Origin of the sequence: Streptomyces sp. A1277, assembly GCF_004795015.1 — a bacterium.
GTDB lineage: Bacteria > Actinomycetota > Actinomycetes > Streptomycetales > Streptomycetaceae > Streptomyces.
The window spans coordinates 269372-286904 of the sequence record NZ_SSBI01000002.1; the positions used below are offsets into that span (position 1 = coordinate 269372).

Annotated in this window: 18 protein-coding genes, 1 pseudogene and 1 riboswitch; of the genes and pseudogenes, 6 read left to right on the forward strand and 13 right to left on the reverse strand. The window is 73.4% G+C overall.

Annotated features, from left to right (window positions below; translation table 11 throughout):
* Nucleotides 1–51: 51 nt before the first annotated feature.
* On the reverse strand, nucleotides 52–1083 hold the full coding sequence (locus E6R18_RS02615) for a glutathione S-transferase C-terminal domain-containing protein (RefSeq protein WP_136315169.1): 1032 nt from the start codon (nucleotides 1081–1083) through the stop codon (nucleotides 52–54).
* Between the two features lie 20 nt (nucleotides 1084–1103).
* On the reverse strand, nucleotides 1104–2609 hold the full coding sequence (locus E6R18_RS02620; RefSeq protein ID WP_136315170.1) for an MFS transporter: 1506 nt from the start codon (nucleotides 2607–2609) through the stop codon (nucleotides 1104–1106).
* Nucleotides 2610–2707: 98 nt separating this feature from the next.
* Here E6R18_RS02620 and E6R18_RS02625 point away from each other — a divergent pair, with 98 nt between their 5' ends.
* A complete protein-coding gene (locus tag E6R18_RS02625; protein WP_136315171.1) occupies nucleotides 2708–3103 on the forward strand; it encodes a helix-turn-helix transcriptional regulator in 396 nt (131 codons plus the stop codon).
* 13 nt (nucleotides 3104–3116) lie between these two features.
* Here E6R18_RS02625 and E6R18_RS02630 read toward each other — a convergent pair whose 3' ends face one another.
* Complete coding sequence (locus tag E6R18_RS02630; RefSeq protein ID WP_136315172.1) at nucleotides 3117–3662, reverse strand: DUF1697 domain-containing protein; 546 nt, start codon at nucleotides 3660–3662, stop codon at nucleotides 3117–3119.
* Between the two features lie 147 nt (nucleotides 3663–3809).
* Here E6R18_RS02630 and dhaK point away from each other — a divergent pair, with 147 nt between their 5' ends.
* Genes dhaK through E6R18_RS02650 form a run of 4 tightly spaced genes read left to right on the forward strand, consistent with a single transcriptional unit; the run spans nucleotide 3810 to nucleotide 6393 of the window.
* Nucleotides 3810–4802, forward strand: a complete 993-nt coding sequence (gene dhaK / locus E6R18_RS02635) for a dihydroxyacetone kinase subunit DhaK (RefSeq protein WP_136315207.1) — start codon at nucleotides 3810–3812, stop codon at nucleotides 4800–4802.
* 30 nt (nucleotides 4803–4832) lie between these two features.
* Nucleotides 4833–5447, forward strand: a complete 615-nt coding sequence (dhaL, locus tag E6R18_RS02640; RefSeq protein ID WP_136315173.1) for a dihydroxyacetone kinase subunit DhaL — start codon at nucleotides 4833–4835, stop codon at nucleotides 5445–5447.
* Complete coding sequence (locus tag E6R18_RS02645; protein ID WP_136315174.1) at nucleotides 5444–5854, forward strand: PTS fructose transporter subunit IIA; 411 nt, start codon at nucleotides 5444–5446, stop codon at nucleotides 5852–5854. Before dhaL ends, E6R18_RS02645 begins: the two co-directional genes overlap by 4 nt.
* Nucleotides 5855–5901: 47 nt before the next feature.
* A complete protein-coding gene (locus E6R18_RS02650; protein WP_136315175.1) occupies nucleotides 5902–6393 on the forward strand; it encodes an NUDIX domain-containing protein in 492 nt (163 codons plus the stop codon).
* A 73-nt stretch (nucleotides 6394–6466) separates the two neighbouring features.
* Here the strand turns inward: E6R18_RS02650 and E6R18_RS02655 are convergent, their stop codons facing one another.
* From E6R18_RS02655 to E6R18_RS02685, 7 genes and pseudogenes are all read right to left on the reverse strand, one after another.
* Nucleotides 6467–7516 carry an NAD(P)-dependent alcohol dehydrogenase gene (locus E6R18_RS02655; protein ID WP_136315176.1) on the reverse strand — a complete coding sequence of 350 codons (1050 nt, stop codon included), beginning with the start codon at nucleotides 7514–7516 and terminating at the stop codon, nucleotides 6467–6469.
* A 79-nt stretch (nucleotides 7517–7595) separates the two neighbouring features.
* Nucleotides 7596–8372, reverse strand: coding sequence for an SDR family NAD(P)-dependent oxidoreductase (locus E6R18_RS02660; RefSeq protein ID WP_136315177.1), 777 nt, complete (start codon nucleotides 8370–8372; stop codon nucleotides 7596–7598).
* On the reverse strand, nucleotides 8369–9037 hold the full coding sequence (locus E6R18_RS02665) for a TetR family transcriptional regulator (RefSeq protein ID WP_136315178.1): 669 nt from the start codon (nucleotides 9035–9037) through the stop codon (nucleotides 8369–8371). Before E6R18_RS02665 ends, E6R18_RS02660 begins: the two co-directional genes overlap by 4 nt.
* 77 nt (nucleotides 9038–9114) lie before the next feature.
* The gene (locus E6R18_RS02670; protein ID WP_136315179.1) at nucleotides 9115–10329 is read right to left on the reverse strand and encodes a PP2C family protein-serine/threonine phosphatase; all 1215 of its coding nucleotides are present in this window, start codon (nucleotides 10327–10329) and stop codon (nucleotides 9115–9117) included.
* A gap of 171 nt (nucleotides 10330–10500) precedes the next feature.
* Nucleotides 10501–11037: pseudogene (locus E6R18_RS02675) on the reverse strand (GNAT family N-acetyltransferase); the annotation flags it as partial.
* 249 nt (nucleotides 11038–11286) lie between these two features.
* Nucleotides 11287–12192, reverse strand: a complete 906-nt coding sequence (locus E6R18_RS02680) for an NAD(P)-dependent oxidoreductase (protein ID WP_136315180.1) — start codon at nucleotides 12190–12192, stop codon at nucleotides 11287–11289.
* A gap of 53 nt (nucleotides 12193–12245) precedes the next feature.
* A complete protein-coding gene (locus E6R18_RS02685) occupies nucleotides 12246–12878 on the reverse strand; it encodes an adenosylcobinamide amidohydrolase (protein WP_168712268.1) in 633 nt (210 codons plus the stop codon).
* Nucleotides 12879–13244: 366 nt separating this feature from the next.
* On the opposite strand from E6R18_RS02685, the gene E6R18_RS02690 reads away from it, so the two are divergent.
* The gene (locus E6R18_RS02690) at nucleotides 13245–14246 is read left to right on the forward strand and encodes a PRC and DUF2382 domain-containing protein (protein ID WP_136315181.1); all 1002 of its coding nucleotides are present in this window, start codon (nucleotides 13245–13247) and stop codon (nucleotides 14244–14246) included.
* 88 nt (nucleotides 14247–14334) lie between these two features.
* Here E6R18_RS02690 and E6R18_RS02695 read toward each other — a convergent pair whose 3' ends face one another.
* The 3 genes from E6R18_RS02695 to E6R18_RS02705 are packed head-to-tail and all read right to left on the reverse strand — an operon-like array spanning nucleotide 14335 to nucleotide 17248.
* Nucleotides 14335–15123, reverse strand: a complete 789-nt coding sequence (locus E6R18_RS02695) for an ABC transporter ATP-binding protein (RefSeq protein ID WP_136315182.1) — start codon at nucleotides 15121–15123, stop codon at nucleotides 14335–14337.
* Nucleotides 15120–16211: an iron chelate uptake ABC transporter family permease subunit gene (locus tag E6R18_RS02700; RefSeq protein WP_136315183.1), complete on the reverse strand. Its 1092-nt coding sequence runs from the start codon at nucleotides 16209–16211 to the stop codon at nucleotides 15120–15122. The genes E6R18_RS02695 and E6R18_RS02700 overlap by 4 nt, the downstream gene beginning before the upstream one ends.
* Complete coding sequence (locus tag E6R18_RS02705; protein ID WP_136315184.1) at nucleotides 16208–17248, reverse strand: ABC transporter substrate-binding protein; 1041 nt, start codon at nucleotides 17246–17248, stop codon at nucleotides 16208–16210. The genes E6R18_RS02700 and E6R18_RS02705 overlap by 4 nt, the downstream gene beginning before the upstream one ends.
* Nucleotides 17249–17308: 60 nt before the next feature.
* Nucleotides 17309–17497: riboswitch (cobalamin riboswitch) on the reverse strand.
* Nucleotides 17498–17533 lie beyond the last annotated feature (36 nt).

Sequence of the window (17533 nt, forward strand, 5' to 3'; positions counted from 1 at the left end):
TGAGCGGCGCCGCCTCGACAGGGCCCTGCCCCACACCGGCCGGAAGACGTCCTACGGGCGGCCGCCGGGCGGGACCACCTCACCCTCCGGCACCGGTCCGGGCGGGGTCCCGTCGCCGAAGGGGCGGCCGCCGAGCTGTTCCCGGTGGTGCGGGGTCAGCCAGCCGGACAGATCCGGCCCCGCCGGGACGATGCCGGTGGGGTTGATGCCGGTGTGCACGCGGTAGTAGTGCTGCTTGATGTGGTGGAAGTCGACCGTGTCCCCGAACCCGGGGGTCTGGTAGAGGTCCCTGACGTACGCCCACAGCACCGGGTCCTCGGCCAGTTTCCGGCGGTTGCACTTGAAGTGGCCGTGGTAGACGGCGTCGAAGCGGACCAGGGTGGTGAAGAAGCGGATGTCGGCCTCGGTGATCGTGTCCCCCACGAGGTAGCGCCGGTCCGCGAGCCGCTGCGACATCTGCTCCAGCCGGCGGAACAGCGCCTCGTACGCGGCCTCGTAGGTGCTCTGGTCGTCGGCGAATCCGGCTCGGTACACGCCGTTGTTGACGTCCTGGTAGATGCCTTCCATGACCTCGTCGATCTCCGCGCGCAGCGGTTCGGGGTAGAGGTCGGGCGCGCCGGGCCGGTGCAGGGCGGTCCACTCGGTGGCGAGGTCCAGGGTGATCTGCTGGTAGTCGTTGGTGACGAGCTTGCCGGTGGGTACGTCGACGACGGCCGGGACGCTGACGCCGCCCGGGTAGTCGCGTTCCCTCGCGTCGTATGCCTCGCTCAGGTAGCGGATGCCGAGCACCGGGTCACGGCCGCCGGCGTCCAGCGTGAAGCGCCAGCTGCGGTCGTCCTGCAGCGGGTCGGTCACGGCGAGCGAGAGGGCGCTCTCCAGGCCGAGGAGCCTGCGGGAGACCAGGGCGCGGCTCGCCCAGGGGCAGGCGCGGCTGACGACGAGCCGGTAGCGGCCCGCCTCGACGGGCCAGCCGTCGCGGCCGTCGGCGGTGACGCGGTCGGCGAAGTGGCTGCGGGAGCGCTTGAAGGGCTTGTGCCCGTACGCGCTGTTGCCGTCGGATCCGGTGCCGGCGGAGTCGTTCATCGCGTTCTCCTTCACGAGGCTTACGAGGCGGCTGCGGGAGGTGGTGAGTGCTGTCCACGGCTTCTGCCCCGTCGGGAGCCGCCCACGTCGGCCAGCGCGACGAGCAGTCCGGCGACGACGAAGGCGACCGAGACGACGAGCCCGTGGTCGTACGCGGTGGGCCAGCCGTCGGAGCCGACCCGGGCGAAGAACACCGAGCCGACGGCGGCGATCCCGATCGCGGAGCCGACGCGCTGGCCGGTCTGCAGGGTGCCGCCGGCGCTGCCCGCGGTGGCCACCGGCACTTCGGAGAGGGTCAGCGTCTGGTTGGGCGCGATGACCAGGCCGCTGCCGAGTCCGGCGAACAGCAGCGGGGCGGCCATCGCCCAGCCGGCGCCCCGGCCGGGCACCAGGTGGACGGCGAGTGCGGTGGCCCCGAGCCCCACGGCGACGGCGGCGAGTCCGACGACGACGAGGGGGCGGCCGAACCGGCCGATGAGCCTGCCGCCGGGGCTCGCCGCGACGGCGGAGCCCAGGGCGAACGGGGTGATGGCCAGACCGGCCTGGAGGGCGGTGTAGTGCAGACCGCTCTGCAGATAGAGGGTCGTGATGAAGAAGATCGAGGTGAATCCCGCGAAGTACAGCAGGATCAGCAGGCAGCCCAGCCAGTAGGAGCGCACCCGGAAGAGGCTGAGGTCCACGACCGGCTGGGTGCCGCGCCGCCCGCACCGGGACTCCCAGCCGACGAAGGCGGCGAGCAGCGCCGCGGCCAGGATCAGGATCAGCCATTTGCCGTCGCCGGGCCACTGGCGGGCCTGGACGAACGGCAGCAGCAGCGCCAGCACCCCCGCACCGAGCAGCAGGACGCCCAGCGGGTCGAGGTCCCGCAGCCGGACCGGCCCTGCGGACGGGGTGTCGGGCAGCAGGCGGCGGGCCAGCAGGAGGCAGATCAGGCCGAGCGGCAGGTTGACGTAGAACACCCACCGCCAGCCCTCATCGGCTCCGGCCGCCTGGATGAGCAGGCCGCCGAGGAGCGGGCCGACGGCGGTGGAGATGCCGACCACCGTGCCGAACATGCCGAAGGCCCGGCCGCGTTCGCGCCCCTGGAACATCTGCTGGATGAGGGCGGAGATCTGCGGTGAGACCATCCCGCCGGCCAGCCCCTGGACCAGTCGGGCGATCACCAGCCAGAGGCTGGACTGGGCGGCGCCGCAGGCCGCGGACGAGAGGGTGAAGAGTGTCAGCCCGGCCATGAACACGGCACGCCGGCCGCGCGCGTCGCCGAGTCGCCCGGCCGGGATCAGGAACAGGCCGAAGGCGAGGGCGTATCCGGACAGGACCCATTGCAGGTCGGACTCCGGGGTGTGCAGGCCCTCCTTGATGGACGGCAGCGCCACGTTGACGATCGACACGTCCAGGAGGGTCATGAAGCCCGCGACCAGGCAGACGGCGAGCGCCCGCCATCGCCGGGGGTCGGGTGTGTCATGGCCGGAGGCGGAGTCCGCACCCCGCCCCGCAGAACCCCGGTCCGCCGCGCTCTCTGCCATGGTTCGCACCCTAGGCCGCGCGCGGCGATTCCTCATCCCGGCAAGTCCACCCGGCCGTGCCCGGACGGCCGTTTCCGGGGCCGGTTAAGGTACGGCGTATGCAGTCCTACACGATCGGGCAGGCGGCCCGTCTCCTCGGGGTCAGCCCCGACACCGCCCGGCGCTGGGCCGACGCCGGGCGCGTCGCGACCCACCGGGAGGAGGGCGGCCGGCGCCTCATCGACGGCCGCGACCTGGCGGCGTTCTCCGTCGAGGTGGCCCAGAGCGGCGCGGGCGAGGGGGACGTCTCCTACACCTCCGCCCGCAACGCGTTCGCGGGCATCGTCACCGCCGTGAAGCTCGGCGATGTGGCGGCGCAGGTCGAGATCCAGGCCGGCCCGCACCGGCTGGTGTCCCTGCTGACCCGGGAGGCCGTCGAGGAACTGGGCCTGGAGGTCGGCGTGCAGGCCACCGCCCGGGTGAAGTCGACCAGCGTGCACATCGACCGCGCCTGACACGGGCGGCGGCTCAGGCCGCGCCTTTCTTGGCCGCGGCCAGGATCTTCACCACGGTGTGGAAGAAGCGGGTCGTCGCGTCCCGTCCGAGGACGCCCTCCTGGAAGCCCTTCGCGGCCGGCGCCTTGCCGTTGACGAGGTGCCAGACGACGAAGGCGTCGTACTTTGTGGTGCCGATGATCTCCATGTCCTTCTTCGGGGAGAGCAGCGGCAGCGCCAGGTCCGGATCGATCCGCTCGCTCGTGAACACCACGCAGCAGCGCATGTCGTCGGTGACGGTGACGTGCTTGAACGGGTCGAGCGCGATCAGCGCCTCCAGCTCCGGGACCGTACGCAGGCACACCGCGACGGAGTAGCCGAGGGCGTCGGCGAGGTGGTCACCGATGCGGGTGGCGAGCGCGGCCCGGTCGGTCTCGTCGGTCTCGAAGAAGACGTTGCCGCTCTGGATGTAGCTGCGCACCGAGGTGAGGCCCAGCTCCGTGAACAGTCCGCGCAGGCGCTCCATCTTCACGGAACGGCCCGGGACGTTCAGTCCTCGCAGGAACGCGACGTACAGCAAGTGCGATCACCTGTTCGTAGGCAGACGGGCAGGGAGGGGCGCGGAGATGCCCGTCAGCGTAGCCCGGCGGCCCTTCGCACGAGGCCGATGACGGCCTACGGTGGTGTCCACGCCGTCCGGGTCCGACAGCCCTCCTGGGAGATTCCGTTGCGCATGCTGATCAACGTGCCCGAAACCGTCGTCGCCGACGCGCTGCGCGGCATCGCGGCCGCCCATCCCGAACTGACCGTGGACGTGGACAACCGTGTCGTCGTACGCCGTGACGCACCCGTGGCGGGCAAGGTGGCCCTGGTCTCCGGCGGCGGGTCGGGGCACGAACCGCTGCACGCCGGGTTCGTCGGCCCCGGGATGCTGTCTGCCGCGTGCCCCGGCGAGGTGTTCACGTCGCCGGTGCCGGACCAGATGGTGCGGGCCGCGGCGGCCGTGGACAGCGGCGAGGGTGTGCTGTTCGTCGTCAAGAACTACACCGGTGACGTCCTCAACTTCGAGATGGCCGCCGAACTCGCCGAGGAGGAGGGGGTGCGCATCGCCCAGGTGCTCGTGGACGACGACATAGCGGTGACCGACAGCCTCTACACCGCCGGACGGCGGGGCACGGGGGCGACCCTGTTCGTGGAGAAGATCGCCGGTGCGGCGGCCGACGAGGGCGCCCCGCTGGACCGGGTGGCCGCCATCGCCCGCCGGGTGAACGAGTCCTCGCGCAGCTTCGGGGTGGCCCTGAGCTCCGTCACCACCCCCGCGAAGGGCTCCCCCACCTTCGACCTGCCCGCCGGCGAACTCGAACTGGGCGTGGGCATCCACGGCGAACCGGGCCGGGAGCGACGGGCGATGATGACCTCGCGGGAGATCGCCGACTTCGCGGTGAACGCCGTCCTGGACGACCTGCGGCCGCAAGGCCCGGTACTCGCCCTCGTCAACGGCATGGGTTCGACGCCCCTGCTGGAGCTGTACGGCTTCAGCGCCGAGGTGCAGCGGGTGCTGGGTGAGCGGGGTGTGGTGGCGGCTCGTACCCTCGTGGGCAACTACGTGACCTCGCTCGACATGGCGGGCTGTTCGGTGACGCTCTGCCAGGTGGACGAGGAGCTGGTACGGCTGTGGGACGCGCCGGTCGAGACGCCGGCGCTGCGCTGGGGCCGCTGAACCGCACGTTCCACGGACCAAGGAGATGATGTGCTCGACGCCGATTTCTTCCACCGCTGGATGACCGCGGCCACCGCTGCCGTGGACCGCGAGGCGGAACGTCTGACCGTGCTGGACTCCGCGATCGGGGACGCCGATCACGGCAGCAACCTGCGGCGCGGGTTCACCGCGGTCGCGGCGGCCCTGGAGAAGGAACCGCAGCAGACCCCGGGGGCCGTGCTGACGCTGGCCGGACGGCAGCTGATCTCGACCGTCGGCGGGGCCTCGGGGCCGCTGTACGGGACGCTGCTGCGGCGTACGGGCAAGGCGCTCGGCGACGCCCCCGCCGTGACGGCCGACGAGCTGGCGGGGGCCCTGGGGACGGGCGTCGCGGCGGTGGCCCAGCTCGGCGGGGCGCAGGCCGGTGACAAGACGATGCTCGACGCGCTGCTGCCGGCCGTGGACGCGCTTCGGACCTCGTTCGCCGCGGGGCGGGAGGCGGCGCGGGCAGGTGCGGAGGCGACCGTGCCCCTCCAGGCGCGCAAGGGCCGGGCCAGCTATCTGGGCGAGCGGAGCATCGGACACCAGGACCCGGGGGCCGCGTCCGCCGCGCTCCTGATCGCCGCGCTCGCGGACACCGAGGAGACGGCCGGGGGCGGGGCATGAGTACGGACGCGCAGGTGGGCATCGTGCTGGTCTCGCACAGCGGACCGGTGGCCGAGGCCGTGGCGGAGCTGGCCAGGGGGCTCGCGGCGGGCGGTGCGACCGCGCCGGTGGCCGCGGCCGGCGGCACGCGGGCGGGCGGGCTCGGTACGAGCGCGGAGCTCATCGCCGAGGCCGCCCGGTCGGTGGACGGCGGCGCGGGGGTCGCCGTGCTCGTCGATCTCGGGAGCGCGGTGCTCACGGTGAAGGCGATGCTCGCCGAGGGGGACGAACTCCCGGACGGGGCACGGCTGGTGGACGCCCCCTTCGTCGAGGGCGCGGTGGCGGCCGTGGTCACGGCCTCGGCGGGCGGCAACCTCGACGCGGTCGCGGCCGCCGCCTCGGAGGCGTACGACTACCGCAAGGCGTAGGGCCTGTCTCGGAGACGAACGGGCGGGCGCCGCGCACACTGGGCGGTATGACGGCCAAGAAGAACACCCGCCGCAGCGCCGGCCTGCTCCTGTTCCGTACCGGCGCCGAACAGGGGCTTGAAGTCCTCATCGGGCACATGGGCGGCCCGTTCTGGGAGGGCCGCGAGCAGGCCGCGTGGTCGGTGCCCAAGGGTGAGTACGCCCCCGAGGAGGCGCCCCGGGCGGCGGCCCGGCGGGAGTTCGAGGAGGAGTTCGGCCACCCCGTGCCGGAGGGTGAGTGGGTGGAGCTGGGCGAGGCCCGGCAGCCCAGCGGCAAGACGGTGACGGTGTGGGCGCTTCGGGCCGACATCGATCCGGCGTCCGCCGTGCCCGGCACGTTCACGATGGAGTGGCCGCGCGACTCCGGGGTGGTGCGGGAGTTCCCGGAGATCGAGCGGTTCGCCTGGTGCACCCCCGAGGTCGCGGCCGAGCGTCTGGTGAAGGGGCAGCGGGTCTTCGTGGAGCGGCTGCGCGCGCATCTGACGGGTGGCGGGGACTGAACCGGGCGCACGGGCGGAGGCGGGCCGTCGTCCGTGCGACGGCCCGCCTCCTTTCGTGGGTCTTCTCGCGGGCTCAGCCCTGCGGGAGGATGACGGCGCGGCCGTTGATCTTGCCGGCGTGCAGTCGCTCGTAGGCGAGGGGCGCCTCGTCCAGCGAGTACGTCTCGACGTGCACGTCGACCGCGCCGGCGTGGGCCAGGTCGAGGACCTCGGCCAGTTCGGAGCGCGATCCCCAGTACGGGGCGGTGACCGTCGTGTTGAACGGCAGTACGCCGAAGCCGACCGGCAGCACTCCGCCGCCGATGCCGACGATCGTGACGTCGGAGTCGATGGCGGCCGCCGCGCCGGCCGTGGCGACGGTCGGCGGGGCGCCGACGAAGTCCAGGACGACCTCGGCGCCGATGCCGCCCGTCAGCTCACGGATGCGCTCCGCCGCGTGCTCGTCCGACAGCACCGCCTCGTGCGCCCCGACCGTGCGGGCGAGGGCGAGCTTGTCCTCGGTGACGTCGAGGGCGATGACCCGGGCGGCCGTCAGGGCGCGCAGCAGCTGGATGGCCACGTGGCCGAGGCCGCCGGTGCCGATGACGACGGCGGTGGCCCCGGGCACCAGCTTCGGCAGGGAGCGCTTGATGGCGTGGTACGGGGTGAGGCCGGCGTCGGTGAGCGGCACCGTCCGTACCGGGTCGAGGTCGCCGATGGGCACCAGGTGGCGCGGATCGTCGACGATCATGTACTCGGCCATGGCACCGGGCGAGCCGAGGCCGGGCGGGTTGATGCCCAACTCCTGGGCGCGCAGGCAGTAGTTCTCCTTGCCCTCGGCGCACTTGACGCACGTGCCGCAGCCCCAGGGGCCGTAGACGGCGACGGACTGGCCGGTCGTGAGCCCGCTGAGGCCGCTGACGCCGTCACCGAGCGCGGCGATCGTGCCGACGCCCTCGTGGCCGAGGGTGAGCGGCAGAGGGTAGGGGAACTGGTCGGCGGGCCAGCCCATCACGGCGATGTCGGAGTGGCAGACGCCTGCCGCGGTGACCTTCAGCAGCACCTGTCCGGGGCCCGGTTCCGGGTCGGGCACGGTGACGACCTCGGGTGCGGCGCCGATTTCGCGGTACTGGACGGCTTTCATGGGGTCCTCCTTGACCTCTGTCGCTCGTTCACTGGCCCCCGAGCCCCCCGTTTCCCCCTGTTGTGCCCCCGATCGCCGGTCAGGAGGCGGAGTAGCCGCCGTCCACCAGGTGGTAGCTGCCGTGGATGAACGACGCGCGGTCCGAGAGCAGGAAGGCGGCGAGTTCCGCCACCTCCTCCGACGTGCCGAGGCGCCCGGCCGGGTGCAGCGAGATCAGGTGGTCGCGGGCCGGTCCCTCGGTGTCGCGCAGCAGCGGGGTGTCGATGAAGCCGGGGCCCACCGCGTTGATCCGGATGTTCTGAGCGGCGTATTCGAGGGCGGCGGTCTTGGTGAGGCCGACGACGCCGTGCTTGGCCGCGACGTAGGCCGGAGAGCCGGCGAAGCCGTTGGTGCCGAGGATCGAGGACATGTTGACGATCGCGCCGCCGCCCGCGGCGAGGAGGGCGGGCAGTTCGTAGCGCATCGAGTAGAAGACGCCGCTGAGGTTGGTGGCGACGACCCGGTCCCAGTCCTCGACGGCGTACTCGCCGGTGGGGTTGCTGGGGCCGCCGATGCCCGCGTTGTTCACGGCGAGGTGCAGCGCGCCGAAGGTGTCGACGGCGAACCGCACGCCCGCCTCGACGGACGCGGGGTCGGTGACGTCCATGACCACGGCGGCGGCCCGGCCGCCGGCGCTCTCCAGTTCGGCGACCGCCTTGCGCGCGCTGTCCTCGTCGTAGTCGGCCACGACGACCGAGGCGCCCGCGCCGGCGAGCCGGCGGGAGAGGGCCAGGCCGATGCCGGAGGCCCCTCCGGTGACGAGGGCGGTTCGGCCGGCGAATTCCTGGTCGGCGGGGGCGGGGGTGGTGGTGCTCATGAGGTCCCATTTCCTTCCGTGGTGCTGGTGGTGCTCTGTGACGCGGGCGAGGTGAACAGCTCGCCGGCCAGTGCGTCGAAGGCCCGCTCGACGAGCCGGGGCAGCTCGTCGGGGCGGTTCCCGCGCACCCAGGCGGCCTGGGCGGCGAGGAGTGCGCCGGCTCCGGCGGCGACCGTGACGGCGGGCCGCAGATCGCTGCGGGGGTCGACCCCGAGCCGGTCGGCGACGATGGCGACCGAGTCCTCCTGGGCGTCCACCCGGATGTGGTGGAACGCGGCGTAGAGGGTCGGCTCCCGCTCGGCGAGGACCAGCAGTTCGAAGATTCTCGGGCGGCGGTGCCAGGCCGGTGCGGCGGGGTCCGCCAGCCAGTCCAGAACGGCCCGGCGGTAGGCGGTGAGCGGCGGCTCCTCGGCCGGACGGGCGCGCAGGGCGTCGTTGATCCGGTCGCCGTCGCCCCGGACCGAGTCCAGGACGGCGGACTCCTTGCTCGCGAAGTACCGGCTGAAGGTGCGGCGGTCGACGTCCGCGCGTTCCGCGATCTCCTCGACCGTCACGTCCCTCAGGCCCCGGTCGAGCACGAGCTCGAACGCGGCCCGGGCCAGTGCGTCCCGGGTCCGGCGGGCCTTGCGGCTCCGCCTTTCCGGAAGCTTCTGTTCCGCTTGCATGTTTTTCACCGTACACCCGAAAATGTCCCGACGCGACATGAGTCTCGTCGGGACATGAAGTGCCTTGTCCGCCTGCGCTACAGCGCGCTGACCACCTCGGCGGCCCGCATCGCGTCGCGCCCCGAGGGCTCGGCCGGGCGGGGCACGGCGCACGGGGTCCGGCGCAGTGCCAGTACGGCGACGTCGTCGCGTCGCACCCCGCCGGAGAACTCCTCCAGGTCGTGTTCCAGCGCGTCGAGCAGTTCCCGGGGCTCCAGGCGCGCCCAACGGCCCAGCCGGGTGTCCAGCGGGTAGAAGCGGCCGTCGGCGTCACGGGCCTCGGTCACCCCGTCGGTGAACATCAGGAGCGTCGCGCCGGGCGGGAAGTCCAGCCGTTCCGCCGTGCGCCCCTCGCTGCTGAGCTCCGCCATGCCCAGCGGCACCGAGGTGTGGCGCAGCGGGACCGCGACGGCCACTCCGTCGTGCACCAGGCGGGGTGGCAGGTGGCCGCAGTTCACGGCCTGGGCCCGGCCGTCGCCGTCGAAGCCGAGCACCAGGGCGGTCACGAAGCGTTCGGTATCGCCGGTCTGGGCGGAGAAGGCGTTGTGCCGTACGACCGCGTCCTCCAGGGCATCCACGACGCCGGTCAGGGAGGGTTCGCGGATGGCCGCCTCGCGGAACGCGCCGAGGACGGCGAAGCCCGCCCCGATGGCGGGGACGCCCTTGCCCTGGACGTCGCCGATGATCACGCGGGTGCCGTGGGCCGACTGGACGACCTCGTAGATGTCACCGCCGACCAGGCGGTCCTCCTCGATCGGCGTGTAGGTGCCGTGGGCGGTGATCTGGTCGGTGGGGATGGGCAGGGGCCGCAGGATCTGGCGCTGGAGCGCGACGGCGGCGGACCGGAGCCTGGCGATCTCGGTGGCGTGCCGGATGCGCAGGGCGCAGGCGCCGATCCCGAGGAGGCACGCCAGGACGGTGAAGACGATGCTGCTGACGATGTCCCAGAAGGTCCCACCGGCCACCAGCCGCGAGACGACGGCCACCACCATGACCCAGGAGGCGACGCCCACGGTCTGCGCGATCGTCCCGAAGACGGAGACGAGGGCGGGCACGACCACCAGCAGCGGCACCAGGCGCAGGTCGTCCCCGGAGAGGAGATCGAGGCCGCCGATCACGGCGGTCAGCAGGGCCAGTCCGCCGAACAGAGCCCCGTTCCCGACACGCGGGGCGCGCACGGCAGCCTCCACCGCGTCGGTGCCGGGGAGCGGCACTCGCCGTGTCGCAGGCCGGCGCAGGAGTCCGATCGTCAAGGCCCTCTCCTTCCGGAATCTGCCGGCCGGGCGCCGGCGTTCCCTTCCATTCGACCTGGTGGAGGGGGTGGGGCACACGAGGCTTACGGCCTCATGGCCCCTGCCGAAGGTCCCGGGAAGTGCCGCGCCGCCGCCTTCGGGCCCCGGGGCCGGGGCGCGAAGGCAGTGGCCTCAGCGGCCGGACACCGTCGCGTCGGCCGGTCGGCCGGGCTTCGGCACCACAGGCCGGCCGGGGACGAGCGCGGCGAGGAACACGGTCCGGCGGCGGAGCGCGAACCCGAGCGATTCGTAGAGCCGGACGGCCCCGGTGTTGGAGGCGGCGGCGTGCAGGAACGGCGTCTCGCCGCGCTGCCCGATTTCGTGGGCGACGGCACGCACCAGCCCGCCGCCGAGTCCCTGGCCGCGTACCGACTCGTCGGTGCAGACCCCGCTGATCTCGCTCCAGCCCGGTGGCCGCAGGCGTTCACCGGCCATGGCGACGGGCGCTCCGCCCCTCCGGACGCCGAGGTAGGTGCCGAGTTCCACGGTACGGGGTTCGAACGGTCCCGGCCGGGTGCGGGCGACCAGGTCCAGCATCTCCGGCACGTCGGCGGGGCCGAGCCGTACGGCTTCCGGGTGCGGGGCCGCCGCCACGCCCGCGTCCACGAGCTGGACGCCCTCGGCGTGGAAGACGACCTCCCAGTCGGCGGGCGGGGGCTCCCGGGACGCGGCATGAGCTCCCTCTCCCCTGTTCCGTGCTCCGGCGCCCTGCTGTCCGGCGCCACAGCTGCGGCAAGGACGCGTGGCGTGCGGCCATTCCCCGGACCGTCGATTTCGACTCAACTACAGCCTGATATGAGCCGGTCGGCTCCTGCCGCGCCCCGGCCTGTGGCACTCTGGTGGCGGCCGTCCCACCGGGCTCCCCCGTACCGGTGGGGCGGTCTTCGCCGTCGTACGACCGGGCGGCGCGAGGCCGGATCAGTCGCCGTCCCGCTCCGGGGCCCGGCCCGCGTAGTAGGTGGCGACCATGTCCTCGTCGCCGTGCCCGGCCGCCTCCGCCCGCTCGAACCGGGCGGCCGACGCGGCGGTCAGGTCCAGCCGGACACCGGCCTGCCCGGCCGCTTCGAGAATGAGCCGGGTGTCCTTGAGTGCCGTGGACAGGCCGAAGCTCGGCGTCAGGTCACCGTCCAGAACGGCGGCGGACTTGGTCTGCAGGTAACCCGAGTCGAGCGGCCCGCCCTTGACGACGTCGAGGAAGGTACGCGGATCGACGCCCAGCCCCTCGGCGAGGTTCAGGCACTCCGCGACGCCGCCCACCGTGTTGATCACCCAGGTGTTGATCACGAGCTTGAGCCGGGAGGCCGCTCCCGGCTCCTCGGCGACCCAGATCGTGCGCTGCCCGATCGCCTCCAGCACCGGTTCGGCCACCGCGCGGGCGGCCGAGGGGCCGGAGACCAGGACGGTCAGCGCGCCCGCCTCCGCGGGCCGGCGCGTCCCTGAGACCGGGGCGTCGAGGTGGACGAGCCCGAGGTCGGCGGCGCGCTGGGCCAGTTCGACGGCGCCGTCCGGGCCGACCGTGGAGGTCTGCAGCAGCACCTGGCCCCGGTGCAGCCCCTCGGACGCGCCGGTGAGCGCGGCGGCGACGGCCGTCTTGTCGCTGAGCGCGGTGAGCACGAGGTGGGCGCCGCGCACGGCCTCGGCGGCGGTCCCGGTGACGGTGGCGCCGTCGTCGGCCAGCGGCGCGGCCTTGGCCTGCGTACGGTTCCAGGCCCTGACCTCCAGACCGGCGCGGAGCAGGCTGCGGGCCATGGCCGCGCCCATGATCCCGGTGCCGAGGACGGCGACGACCGGCTGCTGCGGAGCTGCGGGGACTGCTGAGGTCATGGGGTTCCCTTCGTCGGCCGCGCGCCGGGCCCGGTGCGCGGCGGCTTGGTCTCTCAGGGTTGCCGGGACGCGCCCTCCAGCACGGCAGCGTGCACGGCTCGGGCGAGTCGCGCGCCCCAGCGGGAGCGCGGTCCGGCGAAGGGTTCGCCCGGGCCGGGGGCCGCGGTGGGGTCGGGAGCGGCGATGCAGACGGCGTCGGTGGGAGTGCCGGAGCAGTCGAGCCCCGCGTCCAGGAGCGCCTGCACCTTGGCCTCCGTGGCGGTGGCGACGGCGTTGACGAGGGCGGCGTCGGACAGCGGCACGGGGAGCGTGACGACGATGTTGACGGTGCCGGGTCGCGGCGGTCCGTCGGTTCCCTCGGCGGGGGCGGCGGCCCAGCCGCGTACGCCGAGGCCGCAGGTGGCGGTCGCGCTCACGCCCTCGTCGGCGGCGACCGTGTACGCGGTGACGTCGGCGGCCGTCATCAGTCCCGCGCCGGGGCCGGTGAGGTGCGCGGCGGCGGCGATCTCGGCCAGGTGGCGGTCGGGGTCCGTGCGCGGATAACCGCCGGGCACCTGGGCGTTGAGGATCCACTCGCGCGGGCCGATGCCGCCGCCCAGCACCGCGCTGCTGCACACCCGCCACCCCGGTCCCAGCCGCCACACGAGGTGGTGCAGGTCCAGGCCGTCCTCCCGCCGGGCCAGCAGCTCTCCGCGCTGTTCGGGGAGCCGGATGCGTACGGAACGGATGGGGCACCCCCGGTTGGCGCGGCAGGACGTGGGTCGGCATGGGACCCGCTGATCATATGTGCCGGGGCGCGGGCTTCCGGGGGCCGCCCCGTTCCCCCGTGCCCGTCGTTCCCCGACCGGCCCGTTCACTCGATTGGCGTAATGGACTCAGGAGGCCCGCAGCCGCGTGACGCCGGGCCTGCGCCCGTCCGAGGCGGATGCGGCGCGCCGCCCCCGGCGGCCGGGCGGTTGCAGCGTCCATCCGGGTGAGGCGCGATGGAATCCGGACGCGCCTTCTCTGCTGGACCCACCCACAGGACGCGCCCGGGCGAGGAGGAATCGGACATGGGAGCCGCTGACGGTTTCACGGATTCCGGAGAGCTCGACGGCCTGACGGTGTACGACACCGAGGGCGAGAAGATCGGCAACGTGGGCCGGGTGTATGTCGACGACAACACCGGCCGCCCGGACTGGATCACGGTGAAGACCGGCCTGTTCGGCATGAAGGAGAGTTTCGTGCCTCTCGCCGGAGCCCGTCGAGTGGGCTCCGACCTGCACATCTCCCACCCGAAGGACCAGGTCAAGGAAGCTCCCCGGGTGGACGCGGACGCACATCTGTCCGTGTCCGAGGAGGAGGAGCTGTACCGGCACTACGGCCTGACCCGGAACACCAAGGGCAATCTCGGCGACCGCGCCGGGACCGGCACCGGAGCACCGACCACCACGGGCACCGGCACCATGGGCGCGGCGGGCACCGGCGCGGCCGCGGGAGCCGGGGCCATGGGTGCGGCCGGCAGGTCCGGCAACGACCGGACGCAGACGGCCGGCACCGGGAAGCACCGGGACGCCGACGCCGCGGGCACATCCCGTCCGCTGGCCGGAGCCGGTGCGGGCACTTCACGGTCCGCCGCCGACCCGGGCGGCAAGGACGAACTGATCCGCTCCGAGGAACAGCTGCACATCGGCACCGAGGAGTACGAGAGCGGCAAGGCCCGCCTGCACAAGTACGTCGTCACCGAGAACGTCACGCGCAGTGTGCCGGTCTCGCACGAAGAGGTGCGGGTGGTCCGTGAGCCCCTGCAGCCCGGCGACCGGACGACCGGCCGCGGGGGCCTCACGGAGCAGGACGTGGAGGTCACACTGCACGCCGAGCGCGCCACCATGCGCAAGGAGGCCGTCCCGGTCGAACGCGTGCGGATGGAAACCGAGAAGGTGACGGAGCAGAAGGAGGTCTCCGCCGAACTGCGCAAGGAACAGATCGACTACGCGGACGGCACCACCAAGGGCGGCAAGGACACGGGCGGAAAGGACACGGGCGGCGAGTTCGGCCGCGGACGCCGCCGCTGACCCGCCGTACCGGCCTTACCGCACGAAGAGCGAGGGGCGGGCCCGCAGCCGGGTCCGCCCTCTCGCGCGTCTTCCTGACCGGGCCCGCTCAGGGCCGGCGCGGGCGGAAGCGCACCGAGGGCCGCCCCTGCGGCCCGTCCGGTGTCACGACGGCCCGCACCCGGTAGACGTCCGCGATCAGCTCCTCGGTGATCACCTCGGCCGGGGTGCCGCCCGCGACCACCCGGCCGCCGCTCATCACCACGATCCGGTCGCAGAACATGCCGGCCAGATTGAGGTCGTGCAGGGCGACGACGGCGGTCAGCGGCAGCGAGGCGACCAGGGACAGCAGCTCCAGCTGGTGCTGGATGTCCAGGTGGTTGGTCGGCTCGTCCAGCAGGAGTTCGCGCGGCTGCTGGGCGAGCGCGCGGGCGATCTGGACGCGCTGGCGCTCCCCGCCGGACAGCGTGTGCCAGGACTGGTCGCGGTGTCCGGTGAGACCGGTGCGTTCCAGGGCCTCGTCCACCGCCGCCGCGTCCGCCTCCGACGGCGGCGACCAGGCGCGGCGGTGCGGGATGCGGCCCAGGCGTACCACGTCCACGACGCTCAGCTCGTCCTGCGTGACGGCGTGCTGGTCCACGACGGCGACGCGCCGGGCCACCGCGCGCCGGCCGACGGCGGCCAGCGGGTCGCCGTCGAGGGTGACCACGCCGGTGTGCGGGGCCAGGACGCCGGCCAGGATGCGCAGCAGCGTGGACTTGCCGGAGCCGTTGGGGCCGATCAGCCCGACGGTGCCGGCCGGCTCGGGCGCGAGCGTCACACCGTCCAGGACGAGGCGTCCGCCGGCTTCCCGGCTGACCCGGTCGGCCCGCAGGCCGCCGGATGCGGTCTCGGTCATGTGGCCCGCCTGGTGCGGTAGAGGACGAGGACGAAGGCGGGGACCCCGATGAGGGCGGTGACGACGCCCACCGGTACCTCCTGCGGATCGAGGACGGTGCGGGCGAGCGTGTCGGCCCAGACCAGGAACACGGCCCCGGCGAGCGCGGTGACCGGCAGCAGTCTGCGGTGGCCGGACCCGGCGAGCGCCCGGGCGGCGTGCGGCAGTACCAGTCCGACGAAGCCGATGGCGCCGGCCGAGCTGACGAGTGCGGCGGTCAGCAGCGCGGTCGTGCACAGCAGGACGGTCCGGGTGCGTCCGACGTGGACGCCGAGGGCGGCGGCCGCGTCCTGGCCGAAGGCGAACGCGTCGAGCGTCCGGGCGTGGCCGAGGCAGATCAGCAGGGTCACGGCGAGGACGGCGGAGCAGAGCCACACATCGGTCCAGCCGACGCCGCCGAGCGAGCCGAGGAGCCAGAACAGCACCCCGCGGGTCTGCTCGGCGTCGGCGGCCGTCATGACGACGAAGGAGGTGAGCGCGGAGAAGAGCTGCATGGCCGCGACACCGGACAGGACGACCCGGTCGGTGCTCCCGCCGAGGGTGTGGCTGAGCAGCATGACCAGGGCGAAGGAGCAAAGCGCCCCGATGAACGCGCCGGCGGACAGCGAGACCGCTCCGCCGCCGACGCCGAGCACGACGACCAGGACCGCGCCGGTGGACGCCCCGGAGGAGACGCCGAGGACGAACGGGTCGGCCAGCGGGTTGCGCAGGAGCGACTGCATCACGGTGCCGCAGACCGCGAGCCCGGCCCCGCAGACGGCGGCGAGCAAAGTGCGCGGCATGCGCAGGTTCCAGATGATGCCGGCACGGATCGGGCTGAGCCGCGCCTCGCCGATGCCGAGGTGGGAGGCGACCGCGGACCAGACGTCCACGACGGAGATGCGGGCAGGTCCGATGGTGACGGCCACCGCGACGGACAGGGCGAGCAGCAGGATGCCGCCGGCCCACAGGAGGCCGCCGCCGATCCCCCGCAGCCGGGGTCGGCCGCGTGTGCCGGCCGCCGGCGCAGGGCGCTCGCGCGGCGCCGCGGTCCGTTCGGTGTCCGTCACCCCGCGAGCCCGAACTCGCGCAGTCCGGCGGCCACTCGTTCCACGCCTTCGACCGTGCGGATGGACGGGTTCATGGCCTGGCCGCTGAGCAGTACGTAACGCTTGTGGCGGACGGCGTCCATCTTCTTCGTGACGGGGTTGGACTCCAGGAAGGCGATCTTCCCGGCGGCGCTCTCCGCGGTCTGCGACTTGCGGGTCAGGTCGCCGATGACCAGGACGTCCGGGTCGCGGTCGGCGACGGTCTCCCAGTTGATCCGGGGCCACTCGTCGTGGGTGTCGTCGAAGGCGTTCTTCACGCCGAGTTCCCGGCTGATGATGCCGGGTGCCCCGCAGCATCCCGCGAGGTAAGGGGCTTCGGAGTTGGCGAACCAGTAGAGGACCGAGACGCCGGACGCGTCGATGCCGCCGGCCGCCTTCCGGACCCGGGCGCGGAGCTGCGCGGCCAGCTTCTCGCCGCGCTCCGGTACGCCGAACACGCGGGCCAGGTCGCGCACTTCACCGTAGACGCTGTCCATGGTCAGGGCGCCGGTGCGGACGCCGTCGCCGTCCTTGGTGTTGTCCTTGGCCGTGCAGTCGGCGGGCGAGACGTAGGTGGGGACGCCCAGCTTCTCGAACTGTTCGCGGGGCGCGACACCGCCCTTGGCGAGGGTCGACTCGAAGGACGCGCTGACGAAGTCGGGCTCCTGGTCGAGGACCTTCTCCGATGAGGGGCGGTTGTCGGCGATCCTGGGCACGCCCGCGTTGGCCTTCTCCAGGCCCTTCATCACCGGGTCGGTCCAGGTGGCGGTGGCCGCGATCCGGTCGGCGAGGCCGAGCGAGAGCAGGATCTCGGTCGAGCCCTGGTCGACGGAGACGGCACGCCGGGGTGCGGCCTTCACGGTGACGGTGTGCCCGCAGTTCTTGAGGGTGACCGGATAGCCGCCGGACTCGCCCTGCTCGCCGGCTGCTTCGGGCGGGCTTCCACCACAGGCCGTCAGCAGCAGGAGCGCGGCGGTGAGCAGGGCGGCGGAACGGGCGGGGCCGGCTATGGGCGGCACGGGGTACCTCGGCGTCTCTGGGCCCATGCGCGGGGCCCGCTGTACGGTGTCCGCCGCCCGGTCCGGGCGGCGGTCGCCAGCAGGTCTTCGGACTCGGGTTCACACGGACGGGACGCCTTCCCGGGGGACGATGGGTCTCCCAGTGGCCGTGGCCCCGCCCGTCCCCCTCACCGCTGCGCGTCAGTTCCGGATTCGCACCGGATTCCCTGACCCCATACGTGGAGTTCGACTGGCTCCGGCACGCTACCACGAGCGTCCGCGCAGCTCAGCGCCGGTACGGCCGGT